The 14,891-nt window shown below is 42.9% G+C and carries 6 protein-coding genes, 2 tRNA genes and 2 rRNA genes; 5 read left to right on the top strand and 5 right to left on the bottom strand.

The genetic code is table 11. The features are described from left to right. Positions 1–216 precede the first annotated feature (216 nt). The 5 genes from LX92_RS21065 to LX92_RS21085 form a co-directional block, all read right to left on the bottom strand. Positions 217–3,055 (bottom strand): 23S ribosomal RNA (locus LX92_RS21065). Between the two features lie 178 nt (positions 3,056–3,233). Beyond that, a tRNA-Ala gene (locus LX92_RS21070) sits at positions 3,234–3,310 on the bottom strand. Positions 3,311–3,442: 132 nt separating this feature from the next. Next, positions 3,443–3,516, bottom strand: a tRNA-Ile gene (locus LX92_RS21075). Between the two features lie 128 nt (positions 3,517–3,644). After that, positions 3,645–5,173, bottom strand: a 16S ribosomal RNA gene (locus tag LX92_RS21080). The 16S and 23S rRNA genes sit together here with 2 tRNA genes alongside, the layout of an rRNA operon. A gap of 776 nt (positions 5,174–5,949) precedes the next feature. After that, positions 5,950–7,896 (bottom strand): putative porin, encoded by a 1,947-nt coding sequence (locus LX92_RS21085; RefSeq protein WP_223308450.1) that lies wholly within the window; start codon positions 7,894–7,896, stop codon positions 5,950–5,952. Between the two features lie 192 nt (positions 7,897–8,088). Between LX92_RS21085 and LX92_RS21090 the strand changes: the two genes are divergently transcribed. From LX92_RS21090 to LX92_RS21110, 5 genes are all read left to right on the top strand, one after another. Beyond that, complete coding sequence (locus LX92_RS21090; protein WP_109654844.1) at positions 8,089–8,685, top strand: ribonuclease HII; 597 nt, start codon at positions 8,089–8,091, stop codon at positions 8,683–8,685. Positions 8,686–8,714: 29 nt separating this feature from the next. Next, positions 8,715–11,177, top strand: a complete 2,463-nt coding sequence (locus LX92_RS21095; protein WP_109654846.1) for a ribonuclease HII — start codon at positions 8,715–8,717, stop codon at positions 11,175–11,177. A 196-nt stretch (positions 11,178–11,373) separates the two neighbouring features. After that, a complete protein-coding gene (locus LX92_RS21100; RefSeq protein ID WP_109654848.1) occupies positions 11,374–12,063 on the top strand; it encodes a TapB family protein in 690 nt (229 codons plus the stop codon). Positions 12,064–12,580: 517 nt separating this feature from the next. Beyond that, a complete protein-coding gene (locus LX92_RS21105; protein WP_109654850.1) occupies positions 12,581–13,297 on the top strand; it encodes a DUF4412 domain-containing protein in 717 nt (238 codons plus the stop codon). Positions 13,298–13,324: 27 nt separating this feature from the next. Next, positions 13,325–14,824: an OmpA family protein gene (locus LX92_RS21110; RefSeq protein WP_223308449.1), complete on the top strand. Its 1,500-nt coding sequence runs from the start codon at positions 13,325–13,327 to the stop codon at positions 14,822–14,824. The last annotated feature ends 67 nt before the right edge of the window (positions 14,825–14,891 follow it).

Raw genomic sequence — 14,891 nt, forward strand, 5'->3', positions numbered from 1 at the left:
ACCTAAATTATTCGGTCAATGTTTTGATTAACGATCAACAGTTACCAATATATATTGATAATTGCCCATTGTTCATTGCCAATTGTATGATAATGACATAATAAAGGGACAGTTGAAGAAAAAAGTACGGTTTTTTTAAGTAAAGGGTTCGTTTCGAACTAAGTAAAGGTATTCGTCCCTTCCTTTCCCCTGTAACGGGTTGGGGAAGGGACCTATGTGCGCAAGCTCAACGGGCAATTAGTACCACTCGGCTACGGACATTACTGCCCCTGCACCTATGGCCTATCAACGTGGTCATCTCCCACGGCCCTTTAAAGAAATCTCATCTTGTGGCTGGTTTCGCGCTTATATGCTTTCAGCGCTTATCCAATCCCGACATAGCTACCCAGCGATGCTCCTGGCGGAACAACTGGTGCACCAGCGGTCAGTCCGACCCGGTCCTCTCGTACTAGGGTCAGATCCACGCAGATTTCTAACGCCCGCAGTAGATAGAGACCGAACTGTCTCACGACGTTCTGAACCCAGCTCGCGTGCCACTTTAATGGGCGAACAGCCCAACCCTTGGGACCTTCTCCAGCCCCAGGATGTGACGAGCCGACATCGAGGTGCCAAACCCCCCCGTCGATATGAGCTCTTGGGGGAGATCAGCCTGTTATCCCCGGCGTACCTTTTATCCTTTGAGCGATGGCCCTTCCATACGGAACCACCGGATCACTATGCTCTTGTTTCCAACCTGTTCGACCTGTATGTCTCACAGTCAAGCGCCCTTGTGCCATTGCACTCTACACACGATTGCCAACCGTATTGAGGGCACCTTTAGAAGCCTCCGTTACTCTTTTGGAGGCGACCACCCCAGTCAAACTACCCACCACGCACTGTTCCCTCTTGGAGGGTTAGGCCCCGGACAAGCAAAGGCTGGTATTTCAACAATGACTCCACCACACCTGGCGATGCAGCTTCAAAGTCTCCCAGCTATCCTACACATTGCTTGACCAAGGTCAATACGAAGCTATAGTAAAGGTGCACGGGGTCTTTTCGTCCCACTGCGGGTAACCGGCATCTTCACCGATACTACAATTTCACCGAGCTCATGGCCGAGACAGTGTCCAGATCGTTGCACCATTCGTGCAGGTCGGAACTTACCCGACAAGGAATTTCGCTACCTTAGGACCGTTATAGTTACGGCCGCCGTTTACTGGGGCTTCAATTCAATGCTTCTCCGAAGATGACATCTCCTCTTAACCTTCCAGCACCGGGCAGGTGTCAGGCCCTATACTTCATCTCTCGATTTAGCAGAGCCCTGTGTTTTTGATAAACAGTCGCCTGGACCTCTTCACTGCGGCCCTGACGTTTATAGTCAGGGCGACCCTTCTCCCGAAGTTACGGGTCTATTTTGCCTAGTTCCTTAGCCATGAATCTCTCGAGCGCCTTAGAATTCTCATCCCAACTACCTGTGTCGGTTTAGGGTACGGGCTGCTTCGCTTGCTTTTCTTGGAAGTCGATATGCTGGATTATCACCTTGGCCGTAGCCTCGGTGTACTATCGGGCAGTTACCTGTCCCTTCAACGTGCAATTCCGTCTGCACGCACCAACTCCTCGCCTCCGTCGCTTTTAATGCGAGCAGGTACAGAAATATTAATCTGTTGTCCATCCACTTCCCCCTTCGGGTCTGCGTTAGGTCCCGACTGACCCCCAGCTGATTAGCATAGCTGGGGAAACCTTAGTCTTTCGGCGTGTGGGTTTCTCGCCCACATTATCGTTACTTATGCCTACATTTTCGTTTGTAGCTCCTCCAGCATCCCTCGCAGGTACACCTTCAGCGGCACTACAATGCTCCCCTACCCCTCTATAAATAGAAGCCATAGCTTCGGTGGTGTGCTTATGCCCGATCATTATCCATGCGGAACCGCTCGACCAGTGAGCTGTTACGCACTCTTTAAATGAATGGCTGCTTCCAAGCCAACATCCTGGCTGTCAATGCAGTTCCACCGCGTTTTGTCAACTTAGCACACACTTTGGGACCTTAGCTGATGGTCCGGGTTCTTTCCCTCTCGGACATGGACCTTAGCACCCATGCCCTCACTGCGCAGAAACATTTTATAGCATTCGGAGTTTGTCAGGAATTGGTAGGCGGTGAAGCCCCCGCATCCAATCAGTAGCTCTACCTCTATAAAACTATCTACACGCTGCACCTAAATGCATTTCGGGGAGTACGAGCTATTTCCGAGCTTGATTGGCCTTTCACCCCTACCCACAGGTCATCCCAAGACTTTTCAACGTCAACGGGTTCGGTCCTCCACTATGTGTTACCACAGCTTCAACCTGCCCATGGGTAGATCGCACGGTTTCGCGTCTACTACTACTGACTATGGCGCCCTATTAAGACTCGCTTTCGCTACGGCTCCGTCCCTAAAGGACTTAACCTTGCCAGTAAAAGTAACTCGTAGGCTCATTATGCAAAAGGCACGCCGTCACCGCGCCGAGGCGCGGCTCCGACCGCTTGTAAGCGTATGGTTTCAGGATCTTTTTCACTCCGTTATTCACGGTTCTTTTCACCTTTCCCTCACGGTACTGGTTCACTATCGGTCTCTCAGGAGTATTTAGCCTTGGCGGATGGTCCCGCCGGATTCATACAGGGTTTCACGTGCCCCGCACTACTCAGGATACCACTATGGACGATGTTCTTTACCTATACGGGACTGTCACCCTCTATGGTTACCCTTTCCAAGGTATTCTAATTCATCGCACGTCCAATAACGTGGTCCTACAACCCCAATATTGCCGAAACAACATTGGTTTGGGCTAATCCGATTTCGCTCGCCGCTACTATCGGAATCACTTTTGTTTTCTCCTCCTCCGGCTACTTAGATGTTTCAGTTCACCGGGTTTGCTTCCCTTGCGGGATGACATATCTTCAATATGCCGGGTTGCCCCATTCGGATACCCGCGGATCAATTCGTGTGTGCCGATCCCCGCGGCTTTTCGCAGCTTATCACGTCCTTCTTCGCCTCTGAGAGCCTAGGCATTCCCCATACGCCCTTATTTAGCTTGTCGCTAAACCTTTTATATTCTTAAATTCTATTCGTACTACTTTACTTAAAAAATTCGTGTTTTCTCTTCAAAGTACATATACCTAAATATATATACCCTGTCCCAATATGTCAATGAACTTTGTCCGCTTTTGGCCCTTGGCCTCCGGCTGATGGATAAAGGCAAATAGCCGATAACCATTTTGGTGGAGAATATCGGAGTCGAACCGATGACCTCCTGCGTGCAAGGCAGGCGCTCTAGCCAGCTGAGCTAATCCCCCGTTTTCAGTCGTCGGTTATCAGTTAACAGTTATCAGTTAATCGATGACCTAACGCCAACTTGGGATACCCAACTCCTAAAATTTCCAATCTTTCAATTATATGAACGTATCGCCCTTCTTGGGGGCAAAATGTAGTCCCAGGCAGACTCGAACTGCCGACCTCTACATTATCAGTGTAGCGCTCTAACCAGCTGAGCTATGGGACTGTCCCTACCACTGTGGACCATAGGGCCCAAAATAGCATTTACTATATATTGTTATCATAAAGACAGTTTCTTGTTATTAAATCGAAAGGACGGGACCGGTCTATAGTTCTCGGTCGTCGACTCTCTAGAAAGGAGGTGTTCCAGCCGCACCTTCCGGTACGGCTACCTTGTTACGACTTAGCCCTAGTTACCGATCTTGCCCTAGGCCGCTCCTTACGGTGACGGACTTCAGGCACTCCCGGCTTCCATGGCTTGACGGGCGGTGTGTACAAGGCCCGGGAACGTATTCACCGGATCATGGCTGATATCCGATTACTAGCGATTCCAGCTTCACGGGGTCGAGTTGCAGACCCCGATCCGAACTGTGACCGGTTTTGTAGATTCGCTCTGCCTTGCGACATGGCTGCTCTCTGTACCGGCCATTGTAGCACGTGTGTGGCCCAGGACGTAAGGGCCGTGATGATTTGACGTCATCCCCACCTTCCTCACGGTTTGCACCGGCAGTCCCGTTAGAGTCCCCGACATGACTCGCTGGCAACTAACGGTAGGGGTTGCGCTCGTTATAGGACTTAACCTGACACCTCACGGCACGAGCTGACGACAACCATGCAGCACCTTGCAAATTGCCCGAAGGAAAATCTATCTCTAGACCTGTCAAAATGCATTTAAGCCCTGGTAAGGTTCCTCGCGTATCATCGAATTAAACCACATGCTCCACCGCTTGTGCGGGCCCCCGTCAATTCCTTTGAGTTTCATTCTTGCGAACGTACTCCCCAGGTGGGATACTTATCACTTTCGCTTGGCCGCCCAGGACTCAAGGTCCCGGACAGCTAGTATCCATCGTTTACGGCGTGGACTACCAGGGTATCTAATCCTGTTCGCTCCCCACGCTTTCGTCCATCAGCGTCAGTATATGGTTAGTGACCTGCCTTCGCAATCGGTGTTCTATGTAATATCTATGCATTTCACCGCTACACTACATATTCCAGCCACTTCACCATAACTCAAGACCACCAGTATCAAAGGCAATTCTACAGTTGAGCTGCAGACTTTCACCCCTGACTTAATGGCCCGCCTACGGACCCTTTAAACCCAATAATTCCGGATAACGCTCGGACCCTCCGTATTACCGCGGCTGCTGGCACGGAGTTAGCCGGTCCTTATTCTTACGGTACCGTCAGTCAACTACACGTAGCTGTTTTTCTTCCCGTATAAAAGCAGTTTACAACCCATAGGGCCGTCTTCCTGCACGCGGCATGGCTGGATCAGAGTCTCCTCCATTGTCCAATATTCCTCACTGCTGCCTCCCGTAGGAGTCTGGTCCGTGTCTCAGTACCAGTGTGGGGGATCCCCCTCTCAGGGCCCCTACCCATCGTAGTCATGGTAAGCCGTTACCTTACCATCTAACTAATGGGACGCATGGCCATCTTCCGCCGCCCGAAGGCTTTAACCATTATGCAATGCTGCAAAATGGTACTACGGGGCATTAATCCAAGTTTCCCTGGGCTATTCCCCTGCAAAAGGTAGGTTCCATACGCGGTGCGCACCCGTGCGCCGGTCGTCAGCGGAGTGCAAGCACTCCCTGTTACCCCTCGACTTGCATGTGTTAGGCCTGCCGCTAGCGTTCATCCTGAGCCAGGATCAAACTCTTCATCGTTGTCTTATTAATATATTCCGCCAACGACCAAGAACCTTCCCGGCCCCGTCTCTCGATTCAAATTCTTTATTATATATGGTACGGTCCTAAAACCGTCCCAAATACGCTGTCTTTACAATATTTCAATGAACTCCTGTCCCGCCCCCTTTTACAAGGACGACGCTCCCGAACTATACTCCCGGACAGTCTCTAAATCCTGTCCCTGTGTCTCAAAGCGGGTGCAAATATACAACCCTTTTCGACACTGCCAAATAAAAATGAAAAAAACTTTTTCCTTCCTTATTCCAGCCCTTAAAAGTATCTCAATGAACGTGGCCCGAAGACCTTTTTTTCCCAACGACCTTAATCGTTTCGGGCTGCAAATCTACAACCATTTTCCCTTTCAACAATACTTTTTTTAAAGGTTTTTTTGCCTTTTTCCAATGCAGCCATCTAAGATACTGAAAATCAACAATCCTTACAAGAAAAAAATTTCAATAAAATCGTACCTTAAGAAGACCTTCCCTATAAAGGAAAAAAACAAGGATCTTGAAATAATAGCCCCCCTTTAATCCTTCCGAAAAAATCAAAGAATAATTAAGTTTCTGAATTACAGAAATATACATAAACAGGAAATGTCCTACCACAATATATAAACAGAAAAAAAACCGGTATTATCCTGTAAAAGGCACCTTTACCCTGAAATGGAATCCAGTAAACAAACAAACCTGTCCCTTATTGATATGTAGGGAGTCTTTAGCCAGCATAGATTATATCATAAAAAACCGAACAGCTGATTAAGAAAAGAAATTCCAGACCAAACCAAACCGGATTACGAAGTCACGATAAGGATAGTTGGGTGCGGAATAAAACTTATATCCAGTAAAAGACGAATTGAAATGCTCCGCTTTCAAATAAATACGTGTTTGCTGTACCCTGGCATTAATAAAGAAGTCCAACATGGGATAACCTCCCAACTCTTCATTGTTCTGGGTATAGAACTCCCCTAAAAGAGGATTATAGGCATCCATCATATAGGAAGTGTAATACTTGAACGTAATTCCTGTTTGAAGGTACATTGCCTTTTGAAACACTTCGGAAGAAAAGTAAAGGGTATTCCTAGTCACCAATTGGGGCACGTTGAGCACATCATTGCTCTGGGAAACGTTCTGGTACATTACGGTGTTGTTCAAAGCAAAACTACCCAATCGTAACTCCTTACTATACTTAACTTTTAAATGACCTACACTATTCGTTTCCTGAAATGGCTTTATGCTTGCCTGTTCCTGATTTTCTACCAGTTCCAGTGTTGGGTCTGTTCCGAAATATGTGTAGTTATCGATATTGGTATACTTTGCAGAAAAGTCGCCCCATTTCTTAGCGTTAAAATGAACCTGGAGACTATTCACGTTTTGATCCTCAAAGCTTGAGTTGTTCTGCCAGTTATAATTCTGATAATCGCTTTGGTACAACAAGAAATTATAGTCTGGCATTCTTGACGACGAATGTAATGAAACCCGAATCTTATTGTTTTCATTGAATCGATAACTCGCCGATGCATCCAAAATGCTCGTGGTAAGGTCGCCCGAAAGACCGTATTTGGCATCCCCTTTAATCAGGAAACCTCCTATTCGCTTTTCATATTTGGCACCGAGACTTACCTCATCCCCTCTTAATTGGCTTTGGATTTTTCCTCCATCCTCAGTAACCAAAAGACTATTGAAATAATAATTGTAATGATATAGGCTTATATTACCTTGTAATCTACCTAAAGTGGCATTGTAAAATTCCGCGTTGAATTCATTACTCATGGTTTTAAGATTTGCCTTGTCCTTTATGGACGAATCAAAATCATCACCAAAATATTCATTGGAACTACTCTGTTGAAATTGATAGTACTTGGTTTCATAATTGAAGGTATGCCCAATTGCCAATGAGGTTTTATCAACCAAACTGGAATCTTTACTTTTCCGCAACAACTTATATTGATGTTCTAAATAATATCGTTTCCCCAAAATCTTATTCTCCCCTATATCCGAAGACGTGAAACGGGTATCAACCCGTGATCTGTCGGTATATTCCGGGTCTCCCGATTCAAACTGCTCCGCTGCACTAACGAGTCCACCGTTCTCTTCCGTTTCAACATCCTGGGCCGCGATATGGGCTCGGAAACTATACCTCCCGTTTTTGGTGATATAATTGGCTGTAGACCTAAAATTACCCGATTGCGCTTGATTCAGTTGATATTTACCTAAAGATCGAAACCCTTTGAATCCCAGCGACACATTAAAACGTCTTGAAGTGTTGAAGGTTAGCATGGCATCCAAAAGCTGACCTTGTTCAAAAGTGGTCTTAAAGAGCAAATCGGTCATTGGGGTCGCTACATTATAATAATCAATATCCTCAACTTCAAAATAATTATAATGTTTTGCCTTAGCACCCAATCGGGGATATAGTTGTTTTCTTTCAAAATCAACACCGAGCTTATTATAGGGCTGCCCAACATTTGCAAAAGGCATCAGTTCAAAATCATCCTTTCTCAGGTAATTGTATTTGTATTCTTTTTGTATCGTAAGGGTCGTATCCAAATAAGTGGTGTCCCTTTGGTAAGAAATAATCTTATAATCCTTAATGGTGATTTCTTGACTTTCGGAAGGAGGCGGTTTTTTCCCACCCATCTTCTTAAACCTTACGGAATCGTTTTTCTTGCCCGGAGGAACAGGGCCTACCTGTGCTTGAAGCATAGGGAAACTAAATACAAATAGCAGTAGGAAGAAGTATTTCATAAAATCGCTTACGCGACAAAGTTAATTTTTTTGTTTCGAATAAAATGTGAAAGTTTTTACAACAAATGGTTAATCTGTCACAGATTAAGGCGCAAGTACCTATGATTGGATCAAAAAAATTATCTTCGCTTACCATCAGATTGTCTAAATATGTTAAAAAGATTTCACCATGCCTTTGATGAAGTGGGCACCGATGAAGCCGGTCGAGGTTGTCTTGCCGGACCAGTCACCGCTGCCGCAATTATTTTACCAAAAGGCTTTAAGAACACCGTACTCAATGACTCCAAACAGCTTTCGGAAACAAAACGGGACATCCTAAGACCTTTTTTAGAGGAAAATGCCGTTTGTTTTGGGGTTGCACATATACAACCCACAGAAATTGACAAGATCAATATTCTCAACGCCTCCATATTGGCGATGCACAAAGCCATTGACCAACTTACCAATGACCTGAAATTCATCATTGTTGACGGCAATAGGTTCAAACCTTATAAAGAAGTTCCCTACGAATGCATCATTAAGGGAGACAGTAAGTATATGAGTATCGCAGCGGCATCCGTATTGGCGAAAACCTACCGCGATGCCTACATGGCCCGATTACATGAAGAATTCCCCATGTACAATTGGAAAAAAAACAAAGGATACCCAACCAAGGAACATCGGGAAGCCATTCGAAAATATGGCATTACACCGTATCACAGAAAAAGCTTTAGGCAATTGCCCGAGGAGTTGACACTAAAACTTTAATAAAGTAACTTCGCAATAAACTCCATGAAATGAAATCCAGATTTTTTTTCGGCCTAGTATTTCTATTGGCAATAGGTTGTACCAAACAACAAACAAAGGTCACTTCCTTATTGGAATTCATTCCTCAAAATGCAGCTGTAGTCATAAAAATAAACCATCTAGACGGTTTTAAAAGTGATTTGAAAAACAATGATTTCATAACCAAAACCGAATCGTTCGGGGTCTATCAGATCCTATTGGACCAAATAAAATATCTCGATTACGTAAAGACCGATAACGAATCGTTGTTGGCTTTTTCTGCCTTAGGTGCTGATAATTATGAATTCACCTTCGTTACCCCCGATTCAACGGACACCTTTGTTTTGGACAGTGTTCAAAATATCAAAAAAGAATCCTTTGTCCTAGAAGGCCGAAACATCTACAAATACGGGATAGAGGGCGATGTGTTCTATGGAATGAGCTTCAAAGGACAGAACACCATAAGCTCTTCTAGGGTGATTCTTGAAAATCTCCTGAAATATTCCGACACATCAACAGGTTCTGAAGGACTAAGCAAACTCTATGAGGTTTCCAGTGCGACCAAGAATGCCTCTATATTCATCAATCTGGAAAATAGCGACCCTTTGTTCAATCACCTGACCATCGAAAATTCCGATATAAGACTTTCCGATTACTCGGACTGGGCACTCATCGATGTAAACGCAGACCAAAACCATTTACACTTAAACGGTATTACGGTTGTTGCCGATTCTACCAAGAAGTTTTTGAATTTATTCAAGAATACCCACCCGTTGGCTGACAGAACGGCATCCATCACACCGGGCTCGGCCGATGCCATTCTATCGTTTTCCTTTGATGATTATAGCGTTTTTGCCGAAAACCAAAAACAATACCTTCATCTAGAATCCCCCAAGGATTCCCTGCTCAATACCGTTGAGGAAATCGGCATCATCTATAAAAACAATGACAAGGCCATCCTTTTGAACACCTATGGCTCGGAAAGGTTGTCGGAATATATTGCGGGTATCAAAAAATCGGAGACCGAATATCAGGGCAATCAAATTATGCAATTGGGCAAACCTGATTTTTTAGGCAATTACCTAGCCCCTTTAATTGAAACCTATTCCGCGAATTACTGTACCATTATTGAGAACACATTTGTTTTTGCGGAAAGCAAAGCCATGATACAGGAGATTATCCTAAACCATAAAAACGGATCTACCTTTGAAAAAACAGACGGTTATGCCTCTGCCAAGGATGCGTTGGCCAGTGAATCCACCGTACTTTTTATTTCGAATTCAAAAGGGGTACAAGAAATTTTAAAGGAAGGGTTTTCAAAGGAATTATTGAATGATTTTGGGAAGGCCTCATTCGAGAAGAACACCTTTGCTGCCCAAATAGTAGCCGATCAAGGATTCTTTCATACCAATATTGCGATTCAGCAGACCGCAAGAAAATCGAAGATCAATAAGGTATCCCCTTTGTTCTCCATACAGTTCGATGCTGATTTGGCAACCGTCCCCCAATTTGTCACCAACCACAATACCAATAAAAAAGAAATTGTAGTACAGGACCAGGAAAACAATCTATACTTGATTTCCACCAGTGGCAAATTGCTATGGAAAAAGCAATTGGAAGGGCAAATACAAGGAAAGATCCATCAAGTCGATATTTATAAAAACCGTCGATTACAACTAGCTTTCACCACGAACAACCAATTCTTGATCTTAGATCGAAACGGGAAAGAAGTAAAGCCTTTTACAAAAAAATTCGAAGGAGGGAATCTTAATGAACTGGCTGTTTTTGATTATGAAAAGAGGAAAGACTATCGTTTTGTGGTAACCCAAGGGGATAAAATCCATATGTACAACAACCAAGGAAATATCGTTAAAGGTTTTAAGTACACCAAAGCGGAAAGCCCAATTATAAAAGCCCCAAAACACATAAGGGTATCCAATAGGGATTATTTGGTCTTTATGTTGGAAAATGGGGAATTGAAAATCCTTAACCGTGTAGGCACTATAAGGACCAAGGTAAACGGAAAAATAAAGTTCTCACAAAATGAGGTTTATTTATACAAGAACAAATTCATATTGACCGATACCAAGGGGGTATTACACCAAATTGCACCAAACGGGAAGCTAAGTACAACCAATTTACGGTTAAACGATGACCATGGTATTGATGCTACCAGCAATACTTTTGTTTATATGAATGACAATGTGTTGAGCATTAAGGGGAAAAAAGTGGAACTCGATTTCGGTGTATATTCAAAACCTAGGATATTCTATATCTATGACAAGATATATGTTGGAGTCACCGATATTCAAAATCAAAAGGTTTATCTGTACGACAGTCAGGCCAAACCCATAACCGGATTTCCCGTCTTTGGTTCCTCCCCTATTGATTTGACCGATATGGAAAATGACAGAAAGCTGGAAGTTGTCACCCAAGATGCAAAAAATTCAATTATCGTATATCAACTTAATTAAATCATTTAACATCCATACGGATATCCTAAATTATACATTGATTTCCTGCAAGTATATCAACCTAAATAGACATAGGTTTTATATTTTTAAATTGTAGCAACCAAAGTTATGTTGCTTGCTTTTCAAATAAAACCAGCATTCTTTGGTTTTCAACACATTATACGTAACTTATAAAAAAAACCAACACTATTTGTCCATGAAAAAACACCTAATCCTATTCGGCATCACCCTAATAATGTCCTCTTTCGTCACTGCACAGGAATGCAGTAAGTATTATCCAATGATCGAGGGCGCCAGTTTCGAGTATACCAATTACAATAAAAAAGGAAAGTCCCAAGGTATTTCCAAATACCAAGTGACCCAAGTAGAAACTTCCGGGGATGTAACCAAGGCCACAATGGCTATAGAACTCATTGACGAAAAAGGGAAGGAGATCTATAAAACCGACTACAACTTTACATGCACGGGAAATATGGTGACTGTTGATTATAAATCTTTAATCCCAAGTAGCATGTTTGAGCAATACGAAGGTCTGGAGATGGATGTTTCGGGTACCGATCTTGAGTTACCCAATGACCTCAGTGTTGGTCAGCAGTTGGCTGATGCGAATGTTAGTGTGAAGGTCAGTATAGGCGGCATGAACATGAACACCACGATCGACTTGATCAATAGAAAGGTTGAAAAAAAGGAAAGTGTCTCTACCCCAGCTGGTACGTTTGATTGCTATGTAATCTACAGCGAAAATAAAATGAAAGCCATGATGGTAAACCAGACATTCCCTTCAAGGGTTTGGTTTGCCGAAGGTATTGGCATGATCAAGCAAGAGAGTTTTAATCAGAACGGAAAATCAATGGGGACAACGGTACTCACCAAATACAGCAAGTAAGAATCCTTCATGAAAAAACAAAAAACCGAAGTCTACACTTCGGTTTTTTTTACCCCTATTCGATAGTACAATAACTGAATTGTAACAAACCAAACCATGCACGATTCAAATGATGTCAATATGTGAATGAGGATTTGGATTATATCACAATTCCCTTCTCACCAATTCAATTGATAAACCAGTGAAATAATCCGCCTCAATTAACAAAAACGAACACCTTATCATGTTCCGTCATTTACGAGCTGGAAGGCTATATTACTCCGGAAACAACCCATAAGTTTTAAAAAAACACCCTTCTTTAAAAAAAAGGAAGGGCCTTTCTATTATCTACATTCCCTTTAGTATTCCCGTTTTTTAGTTCAATACTCCCAACAGCAGGCCTAATCCCCAAAAGTCAATTGCAACAGCAATCTTGGTTCAGGATTCCTATGACCAAAAAAAACATTTAATAAACCTGCATGATGTTAACCTTTTCAACCCTGTAACATAAAAAGGGAAACAACTAAAAAACAAACATATGGACTTTTCAAATAGCACTTTAACGATTACAGAGAGAACCAACCTCAATTATCACACAATTTTAGCACTACCACTTATCCTGCTAGCCCTACTATTAGGTACAAATTTAAATGCCCAAAGTGATGTATACACTTTTGACTATATCTATCAATTAGAGATTGAAAACACTAGGGGCAATAAAACGGTTATCGACTATTATTTGCCATCTAGCGGAGGTTATTTCTGCTCCAAAACCGAAGGTGATATGGTCGTTGTCTTTGATAATACAAGAAACAAGATGTATAGCTATATGGGTAAGGATGACAAAAAAATACTAATGACCATGCCTTTTAACTTTAAAGGCTTGTTAAAAGAATACAATGATGCAGAAAATCCCGAGGTCTATGAAGCTGCGGGCTATGGAAATTTACTGGGTCACGACTGCACATTGTTCAGAATGACCAGTGACAACCTAACAAGCGAAGTTTGGGTGGCCGAAGGGGTAATCGATGGATCTTTTGGCGAAAATTCAACGACCCCAGAACTTTTCGGATACATCTTGGCAAGAAGCCTAACCCTTGATGACGATTCCCTTAAAGCCATCTATTCGGGATTGCCCTTAAAAATCGTAACCAATAAAAAAAGGGGTAGAAGAGAAAAGATCACAACCATGACATGTACAAAATTTGAGAGGGAAAATTTTCGGATCAATACCTCGGAATACCGCCGTCTATGAACCGCCTGTTCAATCCAAAAATATAAAATGATGAAACATTCACTCAAATTAAAGATAGCCATAATCCTTTTTGGATTCCTCTTTCTCGGCCATTCCGCCCAAGCGCAAGAAAAAAGATTAAAACGGCCTTCTGGCCGCGTAGGTATCCACAGTGTAGATACATTTGTTCGGGAGTCATTTGACCTATATGACAAAGTATACATTTACGATAGTTACGCACAAGAAGGCAAACCCTTGGAAGAAGATGATTATGAAGCCTTGATCGATACGGTTGAAGACGCACAAAGCGTTCTATCGAGTGCCCCAGATGCAATAACGGACATTAATGGTGCCGGCATACTTAAACAAGGTAAGGCAACCTTGCAAATGAACCGTGCGAAAAAAGCCTTAAAATACAGCATAAAAACAGCTAAAAAGTTATTGTCGGAAAAAAAGAAAAAAAATGGTAAAACAACATCTGACGATGACATTGCCAATAACGGTCCGGACAATGACAATGGCTCCCCAGACCAAGAAACCGATACGGCCAAAGAATTAGAAATCTATAGCAAGTTCGATTTTGTCCCTGGAGACAAAATACTAATGGCAGATGATTTTTCATTGGACAATATGGGCGATTTCCCATCCAAATGGAATACCAACGGCACTGGTGAACTGGCATCGATCAATGGAGAGAAATGGTTCAAACTGGCAGGAAAATCAATTTATATCCCCGATTTGCCTTCCAACTTACCCGAAGACTATACCATAGAGTTCGATATGCTTACCGTGGTGGATAAGAAAACAAGTTCCCAGGCAAAATTGGAAATATGGCTTGAAGACAACAATTTGTTCAATCCTTCAAAAAATATGGCCATGGTAGAAATACCTTTATGTTTATTCATTAGTGTAGGTTTTATTATTGAGAATAGGATTGATGGCAACCGTGTCATCAGAAATGCAGTTGAAAAAGACATAAGGGACATACTTTTACAAAACAACCATATTTCCATTGCCGTTAATGGTAAAAGGTTTAGAATGTGGATCAATGAAAATAAGGTTGTTGACGTACCTAGATTGGTACCTGAAAATATCGTGTCATTCAAACTGCATCCAAGAGACATTCGCGATGGTATTGATAACGTTTTCATCAACAATGTGAAAATTGCCCAAGGCGGTCTGGACTTGCGAAGCCAATTATTGGAAAATGGTAGGTTCTCCACTACAGGCATTCTGTTCAACTCCGGATCAGACCAAATAAAGCCTGAATCTTTCGGTGTCTTAAAACAAGTAGCGGAAACCATGCAACAAGAACCAACCTTAAACCTGAAGATCATTGGCCATACTGATGCAGATGGCAACGATGGCCTTAATTTGACCCTGTCGGAAAAACGTGCCTCTTCTGTCAAAAATGCCCTAATTGCCCAGTTCCATATTGAAAGCAATAGATTGCAGACCGAAGGTAAAGGGGAATCGGAACCTGTAGATAAAAACACCACCACCGAAGGCAAGACCAACAATAGGCGCGTGGAATTTGTAAAAATATAGCAAGTCCAATATTTTAATTTTCAATTATTTACATTTTTAATCTAAATTTATAATCCATGGCTACCAT

It is taken from the genome of Maribacter polysiphoniae, assembly GCF_003148665.1.
Classification (GTDB): domain Bacteria; phylum Bacteroidota; class Bacteroidia; order Flavobacteriales; family Flavobacteriaceae; genus Maribacter_A; species Maribacter_A polysiphoniae.